This is a genomic window from Clostridium sp. OM05-9 (genome assembly GCF_003481465.1).
Taxonomy (GTDB): Bacteria; Bacillota; Clostridia; order Lachnospirales; family Lachnospiraceae; genus Coprococcus; species Coprococcus ammoniilyticus.
Genome location: NZ_QULF01000002.1, coordinates 14,951 through 36,885 on the forward strand (window position 1 = coordinate 14,951; position 21,935 = coordinate 36,885).

Genomic DNA, 21,935 nt, shown 5'->3' on the forward strand with positions numbered 1-21,935 from the left:
AGATCATAACAAACGGAAAAGTAAAATTAGAACTTGAATAGGGGACAAATGATATGGATAGAGAAGTGGAAGATAATACAATTATATTTACAGCATTTAACAGAAAATTGTTAAGAGATTTAGAAGAACTGAGAAATTTTCTGGTTAGAAATAAATCTGAGAGAGCTATGAAAAAACTGAATGAATTAATTGAAGATACAAAGAGGGATATAACCAAATAATTTGTAGCATGGGAAATGGTTCGCGAAAAATACATTCTCTTTTATGAAATAAAAAATCATAAAAGCCTTTGACAGCACGTAACGTGCAGATTTAGGCTGAAGGAGGATGTATATGGAATAATGGGAGGCAAAAGAAAATTATAATCACAGCATAAAGCCGATATGAGAACATTTCAGGTTTTGCTTAAATGTTAAAAAATGAAGTCTTGGCAAATAAACGAATGTTTACTAAAATAAAAGTGTAAACGGTCGTTTATTTTTTGCCCGGAGGTTATTAGTATGGGTAATAGAAAAGAAGAAATATTAATTGCGGCACTTAATCTTTTCGCCAGGGATGGTTACGAGGCTGTCTCAGTCAGCCAGATAGCAGGAGAACTTGGTATGACAAAGGGAGCATTAATACCGTCGTTATAAGAGCAAAAAAGATATTTTTAACTGTATTGTGGAGCGGATGAAGCAACAGGATAGTGAGCAGGCATCAGATCATGATATGCCGGAGGATGATAAAGAGAGAATACCTGAAAAGTATGAGACGGTGTCATTGGATGATTTTGTAAAATATAATATCATGAAGGAAAATATTGATTTTTATGGTAAGAGTGGTTTCAGACAGGCAAGCGAGTATGGTATCCGTTATCACGGATTGCCGGAGGGCTATCTGGTTGACGAGCAGGAAGTGGAAGAGTTTGATAGACAGTTAACGATGTTCTTTTCTATTTTCAAATAATAGCTGTTGATAAGTAACCGATGGGTAACTATAATAAAGTAACCAAAAGGTAACCTGTTGATGAGCCTGATTTAGGAGACAAGTGTGGAGATTAAAGAAAAGAATACAAAGGACAAAATACTGGAAGAAGCTTTAAAATTATTTGCACAGAGTGGATATATGGGAACATCCATGAATGATATTGCTTCAAAGCTTGGAGTAACCAAGGCTGCATTGTATAAGCATTATAAAAGCAAGCAGGAGATATTGGACAGTATTATTGACAAAATGAATGAACTGGATATGGAGAGAGTAAAGCGGTATGAAATGCCGGAGGGCAATCTGGAAAAGGTTGTGGCCGAGTATAAAGAAACAGCATTTGATAAAATTAAGCAGTTTACAAAGGTGCAGTTTCTTCACTGGACAGAGGAAGAGTTTTCATCCTGTTTCCGTAAGATGCTGACATTGGAACAGTACAGGGAGCCGCAGATGGCACAGTTATATCAGAATTATCTTGCAGGTGGACCATTAACTTATATAGAAGCTTTGTTCTCGAATATGCTGGGGGATGCAAGAAAAGCCAGACAGACAGCACTTGATTTTTATGGACCTATTTTTTTGCTTTACAGCATATATGATGGAGTAGATGACAAGAGTCGGGTGATAAGGCTTCTGGAAGATCACATGGATCATTTTCTACAGGAAATGCAGAAAAATATATCAAACTAAAATGTCCGGTGGCGTGATGCTGAAGGTTGCAGTCATGGAGATTTCGAGAATTATACAGATATTTTCGACAACAGGAGGCAGAAAATGAAAGATAATATTTTCCCAAGAATATTCGATAAACAGATCGTTTATCTGAAAAATGTAATAAATACCCCTGATATAGAGGTAGGGGATTATACAATGTACAATGATTTTGTACATGATCCGATTGATTTTGAAAAAATAATGTTTTGTATCATTATCCTGTTAATAAGGATAAGCTAAAAATTGGAAATGATGTGTGGATTGGATATGAAGCAGTTATTTTGTCTGGTGTAACAATCGGTGATGGCGCAATTATAGGCGCTCGTGCAGTGGTAACAAAAGATGTGCCTTCATATACGGTAGTTGGAGGAGTACCGGCAAAGCCAATTCGTAAACGATTTGATGAAGGAACGATTCAGAAACTTGAAGAAATCAGATGGTGGGACTGGGAAGAAGAACGAATTAAAAAGAATATTCAGGCAATACAGTCTGGCGATATAAGTATGTTAGAGCGTATGAATTAGAAATAAAAACATGACTTTAATAAAGGATATATACCATTTTAATTACAAAAGAGGTGAATGTAGACATGAGTACATTTGAACATGATCTTACAAAAGGAAATATCTGGAAGCAGCTTGTATGGTTTGCTGTGCCGTTTTTTATCAGTAATTTGATCCAGTCCTTATACAGCCTGATCGATCTGATCATATTAGGACATTTTGGCGGAACAAATTCCATATCGGCAGCTAATATCGGAGGACAGGTGCTTGTGATCCTGACAAATCTTGCTGCGGGACTGTCAGGCGGAGGAACTGTGATGCTTGGAAATTATCTGGGATCAAAGCGTAAGGATAAGATCAATGGAGCAATCAGTACATTACTCATAACATTGACAGTTATGGCAGCAGTATTTATGGTACTGTTAGTTATATTAAAACAGCCGTTGCTGCGATTACTTGATACACCTGAAGAAGCATTTTCGCAGGCAGAACAATATTTGTTTATTTGCACTTTGGGCTTATTATTTATTTATGGTTATAATGCGTTAAGTGCAATTATGCGTGGACTTGGTGACAGCCGAACCCCGATGATCTTTGTCATGATTGCGTGTGCAATCAATATTATTCTGGATCTGGTACTGGTTGCCGGATTTCATTTAGGAGCCGGTGGTGCTGCTGCTGCAACTGTATTTGCACAGGGCTGTTCGATGTTATTTTGTATAATATATTTAAAACATCATGATTTTATGTTTGATTTCAAACCATCTTCTTTCCATTTTATAAAAGAGGAATTTCACACTTTGCTTCGTACCGGATTGCCGCTTAGTATTCAAATGGTTGGTACAAATTTTTCGTTTTTGATCTTGACTACATTCATTAACAGGGCGGGTGGTGTAGCGGCATCGGCTGCAGCAGGAATAGTGAATAATTTTAATGGATTTGCAATTCTTCCGGAAGCAGCGATCAGCTCGGCTGCATCAGCTATGATCGCCCAGAATATGGGCAAGAAAGATGTGAAACGATCATCAAAGACTATGCACTGTTGTCTGGTTCTCTGTATTGGCGTGTCTTTGGTCGTGTTTACGTTGATGCACATATTTCCGGAGCAGATATTTCATCTGTTTGGCGTAAAAGAAGATGTCCTGATCTATGGTCTGCCATATATCTTTGCTTTTTCGTTTGAATATGTGGGACTTCCATTTATCATGTCGTTTAATACGGTTTCAACCGCAACTGGAAATGGATGGATTACGCTGGTTACAAATATGGTATCTGCATTTATCGTTCGTATTCCGTTAGCATATGTTCTGGCATTTCTTTGTGAACTTGGGGTAAGCGGAATTGCGATTGCGATACCGATCGCGACAGCCGTTGGAGCTATAATATCATTATTATTTTACAAAGCCGGAATTTGGGAAAAACACATTCTGTTATAAAAGGATTTATATGCCGTATCTGAAAATTGAGTATAATATTTCTATCCGGGCAGTACAGATATAGAATGTACCTATCCCCGGCGTAGAACGAGGGTTGTAGTATGTCAGTTTGAATATGGAGCGGAAAATGGCATTTTCAGAAAATACAAAAACAGAATCCGGGTGGTTTTTGACTAAAGTAAATGTTATGACCGGCTTTATTATCTGAAACGGTTAAATAAAAATGCAATCCTGATCGCAGCATTTTACAGCAGGGAACTCAGTGATGCCCTTACCGCATCTGACGATATGAGTGAGCTGCAGTCTTATCTGGTAGATGAAGACTATAATATTCTTTATTCGGATAATGAAAAAAGCATTGGAAAAAATGCAGTTGATGTAATTGCAGATGTCACAATGGGGTATGATAATTACCAGTTGATCGGAGATGAAAATCTGATCGTGCAGGGAAAATGTGAGAATAACTGGAGAGTCCTTTTATAAATAAGTGTCAGATGATTCTTATCTTGTATCTCATCCTGCAAAATGATAGAATAGACAACTGAAAACGATAACCTGCTGATTAGCAGAGATAACATGGAGGATAAATCATGGCATCATGGAGAGATAATATTCGTCAGGTTGAGCCATATGTACCTGGTGAGCAGCCAAAGAATACAAATGTGATCAAATTAAATACAAATGAGAATCCGTATGGACCGTCTCCAAGAGTAAAAGCGGTTCAGGATAATGAGGATCTGTTACGGTTATATCCGGATCCGACAGCAGGCGCACTGGTGGATGCACTGGCGGAGTATCATGGTGTGGATGCATCACAGGTATTTGTAGGTGTAGGTTCCGATGATGTACTTGCAATGTCATTTTTGACCTTCTTTAATTCGGATAAACCGATTCTGTTTCCGGATATCACATATTCTTTTTATGATGTATGGGCAGAACTGTTCCGGATTCCATATAAGCAGATGCCACTTGATGAGAACTTCCGTCTGAAGATAGATGATTATAAGGGCGAAAACGGTGGAATCGTATTCCCGAATCCAAACGCACCGACCGGTATCTACGAATCGTTGGATCATGTAGAGGAGATCATAAAGAACAATCCGGACGTGATCGTGATCGTAGATGAGGCATATATTGATTTTGGAGGAGAAACAGCACTTCCGCTGATCGACAAATACGACAATCTTGTGGTAGTCAGAACCTTTTCAAAATCACGTTCCATGGCGGGACTTCGAATCGGTTATGCAATCAGCAACCCTGAACTGATCAAAGCCTTAAATGATGTGAAATACTCCTATAATTCATATACGATGAACCGACCGTCTCTGGTGCTCGGTGTAGAATCTATTCATGATGATGCATATTTCAGGGAGAAGGTTGGACAGATCATTGCAACCAGAGAAAGATTTGTGAAAGAGATCGCAGAGCTTGGATTTACCTGTCTGCCATCATCTGCAAACTTTGTATTTGCAACACATGAGAGTATTCCTGCAAAGGAGATCTTTGCTGCGGCAAAAGAGAATAATATCTATGTGCGTTATTTTGATAAGCCAAGGATTGACAATTATCTGAGAATCTCGATCGGAACGGATGCAGAGATGGACGTATTTGTTAGTTTTTTGTCAAAATATGTAAAAGAATATAAATAGGGATGGCTGGTTTTGCCTGTGAGCAGGCGGATAATAGTATTGTTATCTATCGATAAAAAAATATAAGAGCGGATGTGTTTTTTGCAGATTTTGATAAGAAAGATGCGAAATACACATCCGTTTTTGCTTGTTCGGAAGAAAAACTGTTACAGAAACGCACAAGCTGTTACAAATAAACACACGCAAAATGTTGACGGCACATAGGAAATTCTTTATCATGATGGAAGAAATATTTCAGTAATAGAATCCGGATTTTATCATTTTTTCGAAATGTTTCAGACAAAGAAGCTGCGAAGGAGAGATAAAATGAAATTTAATGAATTTACAGAAACAGTCAGAGATGGGCTGGCGGTTTTATTTGAACCGGACAATATGGAGGTTGCGGTTACCAGAGTTGTAAAAAATAACGGGTTGATCCTTACAGGAATCAATATAAGGGACAGAAATTCCATGATAACACCAACGATATATATTGACGATTTTTATAGAGAGGATATTCAAAAGGAGGAGATACATACTGTTGTTTTGAGGATAAAGGATATCTTTACGGAACGATGTACCAAAGTATCGTCCGACAATGAAATTCAGAACTATATGGATTTTAACTGGGTGAAGAACCGGCTGATCTATACGGTTGTGAATCAAAGTATGAATGAAGAATATCTGGAGCATGTTCCGTATATTCCGTTTCATGATCTTGCGATCATATTTCGATGTGTCTTTCATAAAGGTGAGAATGGGATGGCATCATCAACGGTATCAGAGGATGATCTGAAACGATGGCATACAGATACGAAGACACTTTACCAACTGGCAGAAAGGAATACTCCAAGATATTTTCCTCCAGTGATCGACCGGATCACAGCATATCTGAAGGCGAGAAACTGTCTTCCTGCATTTGTGGAAGATGAGTTTTCGGGCGAGTGCGGAGAACTGTATGTAATATCAAATGAAATGGGATTAAACGGAGCCGGAGCTATGTTGTACCGGGGAATCCTTGATATGTGTACGGAGCTTGCCGGGGACAGTATCTATATTATGCCGTCCAGTATTCATGAGTGTATGTTTGTGGAGGCTGGAAAAGTGTCGGAGCCAAAGATGCTGGCAGATATTGTGAAAGAAGCAAATGACAGTGTGCTTCACCGACAGGATATCCTTTCTTATAATGTTTATTATTACGACCGGAAAAAGCATATGCTGACGACTGTAACTGTATAAAAACAGGTGTTTCATCAGAAACACAGGCATAAAAGCACCTTGAAAACAGAAGAAAAAAGAGAAGTTTACAACTGTGTTCTGCGTATATTAATTTGAAGCTTTTTTGATTGACAAACGAAAGAGCATGACATAGAATTATATAGTATATATTGGGTGTAAGTTTATGTGTTGAGAGGAGAACGGTGTGGCTGAGAATTACGTTTCAAGAAGGGATAAGATCGTTGCATCGGCAGTTGAATTAATCGGCGATCTGGGATTGAATGCTCTGACAACCAAGAATCTGGCTCGTAAGGAAAATATATCCGAAACTTTGATCTATAAATACTTCGGGGGTATTGATGAAGTATTGACGGAAGTGGTCGTACAGTATGCGGCATTTGATAAGAATATCCAGATGACCGTGGATCATCAGGCCGGATCGAATATGGATAAGTTACGGTTTTATGCAGATACATATGCAACCTATTATGATAATTATATTGGTATGGGTGCGATTATGCTGCATTATGAGGAATTATTGCATCTGAGTGAGACACGAGAGGTTATTTCTGAATGTATTCTGAAGAGAAATGAATTTGTCTGTAAGCTGTTTGAAGACGCTATAGCAGACAGAGAGATTCGGGAGGTATTTACCCCAAGGGAATTGACATTGATGTTTAACGGTATATTTACAGAGGGTCTTTTAGAGCGAAGAACCAAATATTCCAAGAAAACATTTCGTGTTGAAGTAAAAGAGATGCTGAACCAGATTGAAAAGATGCTTAGATTTTAAAGTAGGAGGAAGTTTGTCATGAGAATATTAATTGCTGAGGACGATGTTGCAAATGCAAAGTTTTTATCAAAATATTTAAGTAAATTTGGAGAAGTTGTAATTACACCAGATGGAATTGCAGCTGTTGATGAATTTGTAAATCATTTGGAAAAGGGCGAAAATTTTGAACTTGTCTGTCTGGATATCATGATGCCGAAGATCGATGGATATAAGGTACTTGCATCGATTCGAAATGCAGAGAGAAAGCATGGCGTATCCAGAATGTTACGGTCAAAGGTTATTATGACAAGTGCACTGGATGAAACCAGCTTTGACAGCAATCAGGCCAGTGATGATTATGATGATTACATCTGCAAACCGATTGATATTATGAAATTCAACGAGATCCTTAAGAAGCTTGATGTTATTTAGGATGAATAAGAATGGATTTATTTGATTATATGAGAGAAAACCAGAAGGATGATGATTCTCCTCTGGCAAAACGAATGCGACCTGAGAGCCTGGATGAGGTGATCGGGCAGGAGCATATTATCGGAAAAGAGAAATTACTCTATCGTGCGATAAAGGCGGATAAGCTTAGCTCACTGATTTTTTACGGACCGCCGGGAACCGGAAAAACGACGCTTGCCATGGTGATCGCACATACGACAAAGGCGGATTTCAAGCAGATCAATGCAACAACCTCCGGTAAGAAGGATATGGAGCAGATCATAGAAGAAGCGAAGAATATGAAGACAATGTATGGAAAACGAACCATACTTTTTATTGATGAGATCCATCGCTTTAATAAATCACAGCAGGATTATCTGCTTCCATTTGTGGAAGATGGAACGATCATCCTGATCGGAGCAACGACAGAGAATCCTTACTTTGAAGTGAATGGGGCTTTAATTTCAAGATCTAATATTTTTGAATTAAAACCGTTGTCAAAAGAAAATATAAAAGAGATCATATTAAAGGCTGTTTATGACCAGAGGGGCATGGGAGCCTTTAATGCATGTATAGATGATGATGCCGTGGAATTCTTAAGTGATATGTCAGAAGGAGATGCCAGAAGTGCACTAAATGCAGTAGAGCTTGGAGTTCTTTCTTCCGAACCGGAAGCAGATGGGCAGATTCATATTACGCTGTCGGTGGCAGAGGAATGTATTCAGAGAAGAGCATTCCGATATGATAAGGACGGAGACAATCATTATGATATCATTTCTGCATTTATCAAGAGTATGCGTGGTTCCGATCCGGATGCTGCCGTATTTTATCTGGCAAAGATGCTGTGCGGTGGAGAAAGCATTACATTTATAGCAAGACGGATCATGATATGTGCCTGTGAGGATGTTGGAAATGCGGATCCAAATGCAATTTGTGTTGCAACAGCATGTGCGCAGGCGGTAGAGCGGGTCGGTATGCCGGAGGCTCAGATCATACTTGCACATGCGGCGATCTACGTGGCGTGCGCTCCAAAGAGTAATGCGATCGTGAATGCGATCTTTTCTGCAAAAAATGTTGTGGAACATGAGCAGACAGGACAGGTTCCGGTCTATCTGCGGGATGCACATTATGGCGGAGCAAAGAAGCTTGGACATACAGGTTATAAATATGCACACGATTATCCAAATCATTATGTAAAGCAGCAGTATCTGCCTGATGAGATCGCAGACAGACAGTTTTATGAACCGACGGATAATGGATATGAGCAGAACATAAAACAATATTTTAAGAAGATAAAGGAAGAACTTTAATGGAGAAAATGAAGCGGATAGCAGCCTTTCTTATGGTCCTTGTGATTCTTGGACTGGTTGTCTGGGCATTTATCTTGGGAATAACAGGCAGTGAATATTTTTCAGCGGCATTATTTCTGTGCATTCTGGTTCCGGTATTATTTTATGGAATCAGTCTGATCACAAAGCTGCTTACAGCAAAAGGAAAAGAACTGGCAGATCAGGCTGTGTCGTCAGATGAAACAGAAAAGAATAATGTTGAAAAATAAGGGATTATCTGATATACTCTATAAAGTTTTAAAAATTGAAACGAGGTATGTAACATGAGTTTATTATCACAGTGGCGCGATTATGCGTATGGTTTTGATGACAGAACACCAGAAGGAAAGCAGTTCTGGTTTGATTATTTTCAGGCAGAAAAAGGTATTTATGAAATAATTCTTGCAAATCCAAAGGCAGATCCTGTAAAAGGAACAGTAAAGGCACTTGCAGAGAAGTTTGAAGTAAGTATCCAGACCATGATCGGTTTCCTGGATGGAATTGATGACAGTCTGATCACATCGAATAATCTCGACGAGGTTACAGAGGATTCAGAAGTAACACTTGGTATTGATTATGAGAAGCTGTATATGAATATGGTTGGATGCAATGCAGAATGGTTATATACATTACCTGCATGGGACAAGATCCTTACACAGGAAAAGAGAGATGAACTCTATAAGAAAGAGAAGACATCCAGAACACTTGTAAAGCCTCCAAAGGTTGGAAGAAATGATCCATGCCCTTGTGGTAGTGGTAAGAAGTATAAGAAATGCTGCGGTAGATAATCTGATAAAGAAGAACTACAGCAGAATTTTATAACAGGGAAGAGAAAGAGAACAGACAGATGGTTGTATCCGTCCTGTTCTCTTTTCTGTTGAAGGGAAGAACGATTGGAAGAAAAACAGCAATTCAGTAAAGAACAATTAGAAGCGATCCGGCATGAAAAAGGGCCAATGCTAGTTCTGGCGGGACCGGGAAGTGGAAAAACGACGGTGATCACGCACCGGGTGAAATATATGTTGGAGCATGGTCGAGTAAATGGAAGTCAGATCCTGGTGATCACTTTTACCAAGGCAGCAGCAGGTGAGATGAAAAGCCGGTTTGAGAAAATAATGGGATATTCGAGTGGTGTTACTTTTGGAACCTTTCATTCGGTATTCTTTATGATCTTACGTCAAGCCTATGGATATAATGGAAGCAATATCATACTGGAATCGGAGAAATATCAGATCATTCGCAGTATTATTGAAAAACATAATATGGAATATAATGGACAGGATGATTTTGCAAAAAATGTAATTGCAGAGATCGGTCTGGTAAAAAGTGAACTGACACCGATCGGACAGTATCATTCGATGAACATGAAGCCGGAAGATTTCCGGATTGCTTACCGGGAGTATGAAGAGGTACTTCGGGCGAATAATAAGATTGATTTTGATGATATGCTCGTATTTACATATGAATTGCTTCGGGATAGACCGGATATCCGGAGAATGTGGCAGCAGAGGTTCCGGTATATTCTGATTGATGAGTTTCAGGATATTAACAGGATCCAGTATCAGACTGTGAAGCTGCTGTTAGGAAAAGAACATAATATATTTGCGGTGGGAGACGACGACCAGTCTGTTTATGGATTCCGTGGCGCAGATACGAGGATCATGCTTGGCTTTCCGGATGATTTCCCGGATACTCGGATGGTCTGCTTAAGTATAAATTACAGATGCAGCAGTGCAATCGTGGAATCGGCAGGACGTATCATTAAGAACAATAAGAAGCGGTATCAGAAGGAGATCCGGTCTGCATTTGAGAAAAGTCAGTGTGAGCGTGTGCATGTGATTGAAGTCGAGGGAATGCGGCAGGAAACAGATGGTATCATACAGAAAATCCGGGAGATGAATCAGCAGGGTATCCCATATTTGGATATTGCTATTCTTTATCGTACCAATTCGGAACCATCCGGACTTGCAATGAAGCTGATGCAGAATAATATTCCATTCCGGATGAAGGATAATATGCCGGATCTTTTTTCCCATTTTGTCGTTGTGAATATCCTTGATTATATTAAGGCAGCACTTGGAAACCGAGAACGGGCATTATTTTTACGGATCATAAATCGACCGAACCGGTATATAAGCCGGGAGTGTCTGGAAACTGATCCGGTAGATCTGGAGCGGATGCAGGAATTCTATAAGGACAATCACAGGATAGTGCAGAATCTGGTAACCCTGGAAACGGATTTCAGGAGGATCGCAGAATTAAAACCATATGCAGCCGTTAATTATATCAGGAAAGCGGTTGGGTATGATGAATATCTGAAGGAATATGCTTCATATAGGGGAATCGATCCACAGGAGTATATGGATATTGCGGATGAATTTCAGGAGATGGCAAGAGGTGCCGATTCCTTTATTGAGTGGTTTAACCTGTTAAATGAATATAGGATAAAACTGAAGGAACAGGGGAAAACAGCGGAACACGCAAAGGATGCAGTTGTACTTGCGACGATGCATGGGGCAAAAGGACTGGAGTTTGATCAGGTATTTATCATGAATGCAGTAGAAGGAATGACGCCACATAAGAAATCGGTCACAGATGCGGAACTGGAGGAAGAACGGAGAATGTTCTATGTTGCCGTTACCAGGGCACGATATGGTCTGTATATCTATGTACCGAAGGTGGTGTATGGAAAGACGGGACAGATTTCCCGGTTTGTAACAGAAATGGTGATTGACTATGATATGCTGCAGGTTGGAAATAAAATCATCCACAAACGATATGGCAAAGGTATCATAACATTTGTGGATGATAAAAAAATCTGTGTGTATTTTGAAAAAGATCAGATTACAAAAACATTAAGTATCGAATATACGATAAAAAATAATCTGGTTACTGTGTCTGAAGATGATTAGTCATCTTCAGACATGGAATTGAATTCCATCTCATCCAGAATTTCATCAAAAGCATCAGCAACCATATCGAATTCTTCTTCATCATCAATTGGTTCCAGTGTGAATTCATCGTTTGGAAGTTCAATATAACGGTATACAAGAACCTCGTCATCATCATAACCTTCCGGTGCTTCGACAGGAAGCAAAGCTATATAAGAGGTATCCTCAACATCAAAGGTAGCAACAATCTCACATTCGAGGTTTGTTCCGTCGTCGAGTTCAAGTGACATCATTTCGATATCATCTAATTCATCATCATTCTGTTTTGCCATGTTTGGTCTCCTTATTAAAATAAAATTGACGGTCATTTCCGGGTATGTCGGATACCATTCAAAACTGTGTTGACCGATCATTTTCATCATAATGGAAAAGTAACCAAAAGTCCACAGCCAAATTTTATAATTGCAATAAAATGCAGCACCTTTATTCATTGAATTATATGTATAAATATGATAAAATTAATATTATTTTGGAGTTATTCCATGGGAGGAAATAAGAGAAGATGAAGAAAGTTGCTTATATTGCTTCAGAGTGTGTACCATTTATCAAAACGGGTGGTCTGGCGGATGTTGTAGGGACACTTCCAAAAATATTTGACAGAAATGAATATGATGTTCGGGTTATCATGCCGAACTATCTTTGTATTCCAAATAAATACAGAGAAAAAATGCAGTATCTGACCCATTTCTATATGGATATCGGATATAAGAATGATTATGTCGGGGTTATGTATCTGGAATACGAAGGAGTAAAAGTATATTTTATTGATAATGAATATTACTTCAATGGATTTACCCCATACGGAGATGTAAAGTGGGATATTGAAAAGTTCAGCTTCTTTTCAAAGGCAGCATTATGTATTCTGCCGGCAGTAGGATTCCAGCCGGATATCCTGCACTGCCATGACTGGCAGGCTGGTCTGGTTCCGGTATACTTGAAAACGTTATTTGCCGGAAATCCGTTTTTCAGTGGCATGAAGTCTGTTATGACAATCCACAATTTACAGTTCCAGGGTAAGTGGGATATCGATACGCTCAAGGCAGATTCCGGTCTTCCGGATTATGTGTTCACACCGGATAAGCTGGAAGTCAGAAAAGATGCAAGTATGTTAAAGGGTGGCCTTGTATATGCAGACAAGATCACAACAGTAAGTAACACATATGCCAGAGAGATTCAGACACCATATTACGGTGAAGGCTTGGATGGGCTTCTGAGTGCAAGATGGCAGTCACTCTGGGGAATTGTAAACGGAATTGATTACGATGTATGGAATCCTGCTACAGACTCACAGGTGTACAAGAATTACAGTGTCGACAATTTCCGTGAACTGAAGAAGATCAACAAGGTTGAACTTCAGAAGGAATGTGGACTTCCACAGGATGATAAGCAGTTTGTGATCGGTATTATATCCAGACTGACAGACCAGAAGGGACTTGATCTGGTTGATCGCATTATGAATGATATCTGTTGTGATGGTGTCCAGTTCATCGTTCTTGGAACCGGTGACAGCAGATATGAAGATATGTTCCGTTATTATCAGGGCATTCATCCTGCAAAGGTTTCTGCGAATATTTATTATTCGGATGAAAGATCCCATAAGATGTATGCGGGTTGTGATGTTATGCTTGTTCCATCCAGATTTGAGCCATGTGGTCTGACCCAGTTAATGGCACTTCGTTATGGAACAGTTCCGATCGTAAGAGAGACTGGTGGTCTGAAAGATACAGTAGAACCATATAACCAGTTTGAGAATACAGGTACAGGTTTCTCATTTGCAAATTACAATGCATATGAGCTGTTAGATGCGATCAACTATGCAAAGGAAGTTTATTATAACAACAAAGACGCATGGTATGGTATTCAGGAGCGTGGCATGAGAATGGATTACTCCTGGTACAATTCAGCAAAGATCTATAACGATCTTTACAATTCATTATAAAAACAAACGGTTAAACTCATTTTTCATAAATGAAAAATCAGGCAGAAGATGTTGCGATACATTTTCTGCCTTTTTACCGCAGAACATACAGATCTGGGGCTGCGGTCGTACGAAAATAGGTGGATCTGTGCAGGAAAGGTGGTTTCATATGGCTTTTGACGGAGTTGTAATATCAAATGTTGTAAGTGATCTGAAAAAGAAATTAGTGGATGGAAGGATCTATAAGATCTACCAGCCGGAAAATGATGAACTGAATATTATTATAAAAAACAACAGGGAGAATTACCGCTTACTGTTATCTGCAGATGCAAGTCTGCCTCTGATCTATCTGCTGCAGGTGCCTAAGGAGAATCCGATGACAGCTCCGAATTTCTGTATGCTGCTTCGTAAGCATATCGGAAATGGCAGGATCGTAGATATCTGCCAGCCGGGCTTTGAACGTATCGTGGAATTCACGATCGAGCACCTCGATGAGATGGGAGATCTGTGCAAAAAGAAGCTTATTATAGAAATTATGGGTAAGCACAGTAATATTATCTTCACGGATGCGGATGGAATGATAATTGATAGTATCAAGCATATATCCCATCTGGTAAGCTCGGTGAGAGAGGTCCTTCCAGGTAAAGCTTATGTATATCCGCCGTCCGGTGATAAGCGTTCTCCATATGATGCAGATCAGGATTATTTTGCATCTTCGGTATATACAAAGCCTGTGACTGTTACAAAGGCAATTTATACCTCAGTTACAGGTATTTCACCACTGATCGCAAATGAGCTTTGTTATCGTGTGGGAATCGATGGCGGACAGTCAACAGCAGCGTTAACGGATATTCAGAAAGAGAAGCTGTACCAGGAATTTGAGAAAATGGTTTCCGATATAAAGGCAGAAAACTATGTGCCGAATATTGTATATGATGGGTATATTCCGGTTGAATTTTCATCAGTAAGACTCAGTATGTATCAGGATTATCAGGTAGAAGATAAGGATGAAATTTCAAAGGTTTTAGATGAGTATTATTATAAGAAGAGTAAGGTAACAAGAATCCGGCAGAAATCAGCAGATCTGCGGAAAATCATCTCAACTGCGATTGAAAGAGCCAGCAAGAAATATGATCTGCAGTTAAAGCAGATGAAGGATACCGAAGGTCGGGAGAAATATAAGGTATATGGTGAGCTGATCAATACCTATGGATATGGAGTGGAGCAGGGAACAAAGAGCTTCCGTGCATTGAATTATTACACAAATGAAGAAATCGAGATTCCACTCGATCCGACAATATCGGTGCTTGAGAATGCTAAACGGTATTTTGCAAAGTACAACAAGCAGAAGCGGACATATGAGGTGTTAGAAAAGCTGACTGTTGAGACCAGACATGAATTGGAATATCTACAATCGGTTCAGACATTTATCGATATGACACTGGATGAAAATGCGTTAGCTCAGGTAAAAGAAGAGCTGATGATCAGCGGATATATCAAGGGAAGATATGGCAAAAAAGGGGATAAGCATACCAGCAAGAGCAAGCCATATCACTATATATCATCTGATGGTTTTCATATATATGTCGGCAAGAATAATCTGCAGAATGATGAACTGACATTTAAGTTTGCAAATGGCGGGGACATGTGGTTCCATGCAAAGAAGATGCCGGGCTCGCATGTGATCGTACGGATGGAGGGAGCAGAAGAACTTCCGGATCAGACCTATGAAGAGGCGGCAAGGCTTGCAGCATATTATTCGTCTGGAAGAGAGAATCCAAAGGTGGAGATCGACTATACAAAACGGATGAATCTGAAGAAGCCGGCAGGAGCCAAACCGGGATTTGTCATCTATCATACGAATTATTCAATGATAGCAGAACCGGTGATTCGTGGAATAGAAGAAGTAACGAGATAAAATATTTGATTTTTTATGGCGGTTGAAGTATAATATAGTATCCATTGTTTTAAGGAGAATATGATTTTTATGATTAAGAGCATGACAGGTTTTGGACGAAGCGAAGTCGTTTCCGGAGCCCGTAAGATAGTTGTGGAGATTAAGGCTGTTAATCACAGGTTTTGCGAGATCAATGTAAAAACACCAAAGAAACTGAGTTTTTTTGAAACAACTATAAGAGCATATTTAAAGAAGTATATAGAACGTGGTAAGGTAGATGTCTTTATCACTTATGAAGATCTGACCGAGACAAATGTCTCAGTAAAATATAATAAAGAGTTGGCAGAGGAATATGTTGGCTATATGAATCAGATGGCAGCAGATTTTAATCTTACAAATGATATCAGTCCATCGATTATATGCAGACTTCCGGAGGTTTTTGTTCTGGAAGAACAGACAGTAGATGAAGATGAGTTATGGAGCCTGATACAAGGTGCACTTGACGAGGCGGCTGATAAGTTTGTGAAGTCAAGAATGGTGGAAGGTGAGAACCTGAAGGTTAATCTGCTGGAGAAGCTTGACAATATGACGGCTGCAGTCGATTATATTGAAGAAGTATCACCGGAGCTTATAACAGCTTATCGTCAGAAATTGATCGACAAGATTTCAGAACTGATTGATAGCTCAGCAATCGATGAGAACCGGATTGCAACCGAGGTTGTTATATATGCGGACAAGATCTGTGTAGATGAGGAAACGGTTCGTCTGAAGAGCCACATTGACAGCACCAGAAAGATTCTGGAGGCAGGTGGAAGTGTTGGAAGAAAACTTGATTTTATTGCGCAGGAGATGAACAGAGAGGCGAATACGATCCTTTCCAAGGCAAACTCACTGGATGTATCAAACCGTGCGATCGAATTAAAGACGGACATTGAAAAAGTCAGAGAACAGATACAGAATTTGGAGTAAACAAAGATGGGAAACAGAGGTTCATTAATTGTAATTTCAGGTTTTTCCGGAGTCGGAAAAGGTACCGTTGTAAAGAGACTGGTGTCTGATTATGGATATGAGTTATCGATATCAGCAACAACCAGAAGTCCACGGACCGGAGAAGAACATGGAAGAGAATACTTTTTCATGGATAAGAGCGAATTTGAGAATCTGATTGATTATGGCGGATTTATCGAGTGGACACAATATGTTGAGAATTACTATGGTACACCAAGAAAATTTGTGGAAGAAAGTCTGAATCAGGGTAAAAATATTATCCTTGAGATAGAAGTCATGGGTGCTATGAAGATCAAAGAACAGTACCCTGATGCATTGCTGATCTTTATCAGTGCGCCGAGCATTGACAGCCTGCGCGACAGACTGCGGGGCAGAGGAACGGAAGCAGAGGATGTAATTCTGAAGCGTTTAAAGAAAGCAACAGAAGAGTCTGCAGACATGGATAAATATGACTACATAGTGATCAATGATGATCTGGAAGAATGTATACAGACGGTGAATTCAGTGATCGTAGGCTATGCATGCAGAACATCAAATAATCAGGCTTATATAAAAGAAATAAGAGATGACCTGAAAGGCATCTGGTAAGAAAAAATATAGAAAGGGGATATAATTTTATGTTACATCCATCATACACAGACTTAATGGCAGTTGTAAATTCAGAGGTTGAACCTGGAGAACATCCGGTAGTTCAGAGCAGATATTCTATCGTGCTTGCAACTGCTAAGCGCGCAAGAGAGATAATAGCAGGACAGGAGCCACTTGTAAATACAGCAAGCAATAAGCCTTTATCCATAGCAGTTGATGAGCTTTACAGCGGCAAAGTAAAGATTGTCGGTGACGACGAAGAAGATAACTAATAAAAAAAGAGGTTGTTGCATTTTTGCGCAACCTTTTTCTTTTCTAAAAAGGAGAGCAGCATATGAAAGCAAGCGAATTATTAAAGGGACTGCAGTATTCGGTTATCTGCGGAGATGAAGATATTGAGATAAAAGAGATTTATAATGATTCCAGAAAAGTTGGAGCACAGGGATTGTTTTTCTGTATAGTGGGAGCCAAGTTTGATGGGCATGAATATATAAAAGATGTAACAGAAAAAGGAGCTGTCTGTCTGATCGTCCAGAAGGATGTAAATCCAGTTCCGGGTGTGTTGATCGTAAAGGTTGAAAGTACCCGGTATGCGATGGGAATCGTCAGCAGCAATTTTTATGGAAATCCTTCGTCCAAGCTGACAGTGATCGGCATTACAGGAACAAAGGGCAAGACAACAACAACATATATGATCCGTGAGATGCTGATGAGTGCAGGACACAAGACCGGACTGATCGGAACGATCGAGATCATGGATGGAAAAGAAGTCATACCGGCGAACAATACGACACCGGAATCCATGATCGTGCATAAGAAGTTAAAGGACATGCTCGACAATGGCTTAGACAGTGTTGTTATGGAAGTGTCTTCACAGGGATTGATGCTTGACCGTGTGGCAGGGGTTGATTTTGATTACGGTATTTTCTCAAATCTTTCCAGAGATCATATCGGACCAAATGAACATAAGACATTTGAAGAATATGCAATGTGGAAAAGCAAATTATTCACGATGTGCAAAACGGGTATCTTCAATGCAGATGATGCACATGTAGATACGATGACAGAGCATGCAGCCTGCAAGATTGTGACTTATGGAATTCATGGCGATTATGATTACAAGGCAAACGATCATAATCTGTATAACAAAGACGGACATCTGGGTATTGGTTATCATTTGTCTGGAAAATTAAATGGTGATGTTCTGGTTAATCTTCCGGGTAATTTCAGTATTTATAATTCACTGGCAGCGATTGCAGTTGCAGATCTGATGGGCGTTTCATTTGACAAGATACAGGCAATCCTGAAAACAATTAAGGTAAAGGGAAGAGTAGAACTGATCCCAATCTCAGACAAATTCACGATCATGATCGACTATGCACATAATGCAGTCAGTCTTGAAAGCATTTTGGAAACATTGCGTGAATATAATCCTGGCAGACTGGTCAGCCTGTTTGGATGTGGAGGAGACCGTTCCAAAGAGAGAAGATTTGAGATGGGCGAGGTTTCCGGAAATATGGCAGATCTCACGATCATAACATCGGATAATCCAAGATCAGAAGATCCACAGGCAATCATCAATGATATAAAAACAGGAATCGATAAGACAACAGGAAAATATGTAGAGATCATTGACCGGAAGGAAGCAATTCGGTATGCTATCATGCATGCGGAACCGGGCGATGTGATCGTACTTGCAGGTAAAGGACATGAGGATTATCAGGAGATCAAGGGTGTGAAATATCACATGGATGAGAGAGACCTGATCCGGGAGATACTGGAGGAAGAAGATGTTACCAAGATATGCGGATATAATAATCGATATTTCGCATGAAGCCATTGACCGGCCGTTTCAATACCGGATACCGGATGAATTACAGGAAAAAATCCAGATAGGAAGCATGGTTAAAATCCCATTTGGCAGAGGCAACCACCTTCGTACAGGGTATGTGATCGGTTTTTCGGATCAGACGGAATATCAGCCGGATCGGATCAAGAAGATTGCAGAACTTTGTGATCGGTCGGTTCCGGTGGAAGGACGACTGCTTGCGCTCGCTGCATGGATCCGGGAGAACTATGGATCTACAATGATCAATGCAATCCGCATGGTAATGCCGGTAAAGAAGACGATCCGGCAGTTGACGGATCAGATGGTTGTGCTGACGGATCAGATGGATGCAGAACAGTTAGCACAGGTCAGAGAACGATATCAGAAAAAACATGCACAGGCGAAGCTGCGGCTGCTACAGGCGCTGGAAGAATTGCCGGAACGGTATCTGTCAATGGATATTGTCAGACAGAGACTGAATATCTCTTCGGTTACACTGAAAGCGATGCAGCAGGAAAAAATCATCGCAGTCATCAGCAAAGAACGATATCGGACGGCGGGGATTTATGACTATAAAGAGGGATTTCAGATCACTTTAAACAAAGAACAGCAGATTGTAGTAGATGAGATAACCCATGATATGGAACAGGGACATCAACAGACTTATCTGCTGCATGGAATTACCGGCAGCGGTAAGACAGAAGTCTATGTGAATATTGTAAAGAAAACAGTGGAGATGGGAAAACAGGCGATCGTTCTGATCCCGGAAATTGCACTGACATATCAGACCGTACGGTATTTCAGGAATTACTTTGGAGACCGGGTGACAATCCTGAATTCCAGATTGAGTGATGGAGAAAAATATGACCAGTTCATGCGGGCAAAGAACGGGGATGTAGATGTTGTGATCGGTCCACGTTCGGCATTATTTACACCATTTCAGAATCTGGGAATCATTATTATAGATGAGGAACACGAATCCAGTTATAAGAGTGATTATCCGCCAAAATATCATGCCCGTGAGACTGCAGTAAAGCGGGCAGAGCTTGAACATGCAAGTGTACTGCTTGGTTCGGCAACTCCGTCCGTTGAGAGTTATCACAGGGCACTTAACGGGACGTATCGTTTGCTTGAACTGCATGAACGAGCGGGAAGCGGACAGCTCGCAAAGACCTCGATCGTTGACCTGAGAAAGGAATTAAAAGCAGGAAACCGATCTATCATAAGCAGGGAGCTTGCAGATGATATCGCGGATCGGCTTGCCCGCAGGCAGCAGGTAATGTTATTTATCAATAAAAGAGGATATAACAGCTTCGTTTCATGCAGAAACTGTGGTGAGGCACTTAAATGTCCGCACTGTGATGTCAGCCTGACCAGGCATGAAAATAACCGGATGATCTGTCATTATTGTGGATTCCAGATGCCTCAGCCAAAAGTATGTCCGTCCTGTCATTCAGGGTTGATCGGCGGATATGGAACCGGAACTCAGAAGGTGGAGGAAGAGGTACAGAGATTGTTTCCACAGGCGAGGATCCTTCGTATGGATAAGGATACAACAACTGCGAAGAATGCGCATGAACAGATCCTGGAAAAGTTTGGAAACGGAGAAGCTGATATTCTGGTCGGAACACAGATGATCGTAAAAGGACATGATTTTGCAAATGTAACACTGGTTGGGATCATTCTTGCAGACCTTACGCTGTTTCAGAATGATTACCGGGCAGGAGAACGAACCTTTGATCTGATCACCCAGGCGGCAGGAAGAGCCGGAAGAGGGGAACAGCCGGGAAAGGTTGTGATCCAGACCTATAAGCCGGAGCATTATGCGATAAAAGCAGCAGCCGAACAGGATTATTCTTATTTTTATAAAGAAGAAGAGGCATATCGGGGACTGATGAAATATCCGCCGGAATGGAATATGATGGTGGTATTGATGGTAAGTTCAGATGAAGCTTTTCTGGATCAGATGGCGGAAGATATCTGTGATTATATCAGAAGCTGTTCGGTAGATGATCGGAACATGAAGATAATCGGACCGTCAGCTCCGGTAATTGCAAAAATCCGTGATATTTACAGAAGGGTTGTCTATATTAAGAATTATCGGTATAATGAGCTGGTGGTTTTAAAAGATCGGATAGAACAATATATATCAGAGAAAAAAGAAGTTCAGGATTTAAGTCTTCAATTTGACTTTAATCCTTTAAATATGTATTAAGGAGAGAACGTGAGATGGCAACAAGAAAGATAAGAATCGATGGCGACAGTATTTTAAGAAAGATATGTAAGCCTGTTAAGGAGATGACTCCACGGTTATCTCAGTTGATCGATGATATGTTTGATACCATGTATGAGGCAAATGGTGTCGGGCTTGCAGCGCCACAGGTAGGAATTGTAAAAAGAATCGTTGTAATTGATATCGGAGATAAGAATCCGTTGACGCTCATTAATCCGGAAATCATAGAGACTTCCGGCGAACAGACCGGAGATGAGGGCTGTCTGAGCCTTCCGGGTAAGGTTGGTCAGGTGACAAGACCTATGCATGTTGTGTGCAAAGCTCTGGATCGAGATATGAATGAGATCACAGTAACAGGGGAAGGACTTCTGGCACGGGCAATTTGCCATGAGACTGACCATCTGGATGGGATCTTATATAAAGATAAAGTAGAAGATGGCTTATACGAGACAGAATAAAAGAATTACCAGATGACTATAAGGAGGCAGATACAATCG

General features: G+C 40.2%; 23 protein-coding genes and 1 pseudogene. 23 read left to right on the forward strand and 1 reads right to left on the reverse strand.

The annotated features are described in order from the left end of the window. The first annotated feature begins 53 nt into the window (after positions 1 to 53). The 15 genes and pseudogenes from DXB77_RS12975 (at position 54) to DXB77_RS03180 (ending at position 11,927) form a co-directional block, all read left to right on the forward strand. Positions 54 to 221 (forward strand): hypothetical protein, encoded by a 168-nt coding sequence (locus DXB77_RS12975; RefSeq protein ID WP_182439426.1) that lies wholly within the window; start codon positions 54 to 56, stop codon positions 219 to 221. A 279-nt stretch (positions 222 to 500) separates the two neighbouring features. Then, positions 501 to 635 carry a helix-turn-helix domain-containing protein gene (locus tag DXB77_RS13215; RefSeq protein WP_243100133.1) on the forward strand — a complete coding sequence of 45 codons (135 nt, stop codon included), beginning with the start codon at positions 501 to 503 and terminating at the stop codon, positions 633 to 635. A 37-nt stretch (positions 636 to 672) separates the two neighbouring features. After that, positions 673 to 948 (forward strand): hypothetical protein, encoded by a 276-nt coding sequence (locus tag DXB77_RS13220; RefSeq protein WP_243100134.1) that lies wholly within the window; start codon positions 673 to 675, stop codon positions 946 to 948. 84 nt (positions 949 to 1,032) lie between these two features. Further along, positions 1,033 to 1,656, forward strand: a complete 624-nt coding sequence (locus tag DXB77_RS03125; protein ID WP_118662647.1) for a TetR/AcrR family transcriptional regulator — start codon at positions 1,033 to 1,035, stop codon at positions 1,654 to 1,656. Positions 1,657 to 1,740: 84 nt separating this feature from the next. Further along, a pseudogene (locus DXB77_RS03130) lies at positions 1,741 to 2,204 on the forward strand (CatB-related O-acetyltransferase). Between the two features lie 65 nt (positions 2,205 to 2,269). Continuing rightward, entirely contained in the window at positions 2,270 to 3,619 is a 1,350-nt protein-coding gene (locus tag DXB77_RS03135) for an MATE family efflux transporter (protein WP_118662648.1), read from the forward strand. 288 nt (positions 3,620 to 3,907) lie between these two features. Next, positions 3,908 to 4,102, forward strand: coding sequence for a hypothetical protein (locus DXB77_RS03140; protein WP_118662649.1), 195 nt, complete (start codon positions 3,908 to 3,910; stop codon positions 4,100 to 4,102). Positions 4,103 to 4,209: 107 nt separating this feature from the next. Beyond that, a complete protein-coding gene (hisC, locus tag DXB77_RS03145; RefSeq protein ID WP_021943222.1) occupies positions 4,210 to 5,268 on the forward strand; it encodes a histidinol-phosphate transaminase in 1,059 nt (352 codons plus the stop codon). 306 nt (positions 5,269 to 5,574) lie between these two features. Continuing rightward, positions 5,575 to 6,486, forward strand: a complete 912-nt coding sequence (locus DXB77_RS03150) for a DUF5688 family protein (RefSeq protein WP_117784985.1) — start codon at positions 5,575 to 5,577, stop codon at positions 6,484 to 6,486. Positions 6,487 to 6,670: 184 nt separating this feature from the next. Further along, positions 6,671 to 7,258, forward strand: coding sequence for a TetR/AcrR family transcriptional regulator (locus DXB77_RS03155; protein WP_021943224.1), 588 nt, complete (start codon positions 6,671 to 6,673; stop codon positions 7,256 to 7,258). 18 nt (positions 7,259 to 7,276) lie between these two features. After that, positions 7,277 to 7,669 (forward strand): response regulator, encoded by a 393-nt coding sequence (locus DXB77_RS03160; RefSeq protein WP_021943225.1) that lies wholly within the window; start codon positions 7,277 to 7,279, stop codon positions 7,667 to 7,669. 11 nt (positions 7,670 to 7,680) lie between these two features. Next, positions 7,681 to 8,997 carry a replication-associated recombination protein A gene (locus DXB77_RS03165; protein WP_021943226.1) on the forward strand — a complete coding sequence of 439 codons (1,317 nt, stop codon included), beginning with the start codon at positions 7,681 to 7,683 and terminating at the stop codon, positions 8,995 to 8,997. After that, entirely contained in the window at positions 8,997 to 9,245 is a 249-nt protein-coding gene (locus DXB77_RS03170; protein ID WP_021943227.1) for a hypothetical protein, read from the forward strand. Before DXB77_RS03165 ends, DXB77_RS03170 begins: the two co-directional genes overlap by 1 nt. Before the next feature lie 54 nt (positions 9,246 to 9,299). Further along, positions 9,300 to 9,803: an SEC-C metal-binding domain-containing protein gene (locus tag DXB77_RS03175; protein WP_021943228.1), complete on the forward strand. Its 504-nt coding sequence runs from the start codon at positions 9,300 to 9,302 to the stop codon at positions 9,801 to 9,803. A gap of 105 nt (positions 9,804 to 9,908) precedes the next feature. Beyond that, positions 9,909 to 11,927, forward strand: coding sequence for an ATP-dependent helicase (locus DXB77_RS03180; RefSeq protein ID WP_118662650.1), 2,019 nt, complete (start codon positions 9,909 to 9,911; stop codon positions 11,925 to 11,927). Here DXB77_RS03180 and DXB77_RS03185 read toward each other — a convergent pair. Further along, positions 11,924 to 12,238: a DUF1292 domain-containing protein gene (locus DXB77_RS03185; protein WP_021943230.1), complete on the reverse strand. Its 315-nt coding sequence runs from the start codon at positions 12,236 to 12,238 to the stop codon at positions 11,924 to 11,926. The two genes, DXB77_RS03180 and DXB77_RS03185, sit on opposite strands and share 4 nt — an antisense overlap. Positions 12,239 to 12,468: 230 nt before the next feature. Between DXB77_RS03185 and glgA the strand changes: the two genes are divergently transcribed. The 8 genes from glgA to def all read left to right on the forward strand — a co-directional run bounded on the left by glgA (position 12,469) and on the right by def (position 21,896). Then, positions 12,469 to 13,905 (forward strand): glycogen synthase GlgA, encoded by a 1,437-nt coding sequence (gene glgA / locus DXB77_RS03190; protein WP_021943231.1) that lies wholly within the window; start codon positions 12,469 to 12,471, stop codon positions 13,903 to 13,905. A 148-nt stretch (positions 13,906 to 14,053) separates the two neighbouring features. Continuing rightward, positions 14,054 to 15,802, forward strand: coding sequence for an NFACT RNA binding domain-containing protein (locus tag DXB77_RS03195; RefSeq protein ID WP_118662651.1), 1,749 nt, complete (start codon positions 14,054 to 14,056; stop codon positions 15,800 to 15,802). 69 nt (positions 15,803 to 15,871) lie between these two features. Beyond that, positions 15,872 to 16,750 carry a YicC/YloC family endoribonuclease gene (locus tag DXB77_RS03200; protein ID WP_117822813.1) on the forward strand — a complete coding sequence of 293 codons (879 nt, stop codon included), beginning with the start codon at positions 15,872 to 15,874 and terminating at the stop codon, positions 16,748 to 16,750. Positions 16,751 to 16,756: 6 nt separating this feature from the next. Next, positions 16,757 to 17,377, forward strand: a complete 621-nt coding sequence (gmk, locus tag DXB77_RS03205; RefSeq protein WP_021943234.1) for a guanylate kinase — start codon at positions 16,757 to 16,759, stop codon at positions 17,375 to 17,377. A gap of 29 nt (positions 17,378 to 17,406) precedes the next feature. Beyond that, positions 17,407 to 17,649, forward strand: a complete 243-nt coding sequence (gene rpoZ / locus DXB77_RS03210; RefSeq protein WP_021943235.1) for a DNA-directed RNA polymerase subunit omega — start codon at positions 17,407 to 17,409, stop codon at positions 17,647 to 17,649. 62 nt (positions 17,650 to 17,711) lie between these two features. After that, on the forward strand, positions 17,712 to 19,211 hold the full coding sequence (locus DXB77_RS03215) for a UDP-N-acetylmuramoyl-L-alanyl-D-glutamate--2,6-diaminopimelate ligase (RefSeq protein ID WP_117807719.1): 1,500 nt from the start codon (positions 17,712 to 17,714) through the stop codon (positions 19,209 to 19,211). After that, the gene (gene priA, locus DXB77_RS03220; protein ID WP_117822811.1) at positions 19,168 to 21,420 is read left to right on the forward strand and encodes a primosomal protein N'; all 2,253 of its coding nucleotides are present in this window, start codon (positions 19,168 to 19,170) and stop codon (positions 21,418 to 21,420) included. The genes DXB77_RS03215 and priA overlap by 44 nt, the downstream gene beginning before the upstream one ends. A 14-nt stretch (positions 21,421 to 21,434) precedes the next feature. Then, the gene (gene def / locus DXB77_RS03225) at positions 21,435 to 21,896 is read left to right on the forward strand and encodes a peptide deformylase (RefSeq protein WP_117822809.1); all 462 of its coding nucleotides are present in this window, start codon (positions 21,435 to 21,437) and stop codon (positions 21,894 to 21,896) included. Positions 21,897 to 21,935: the final 39 nt, after the last annotated feature.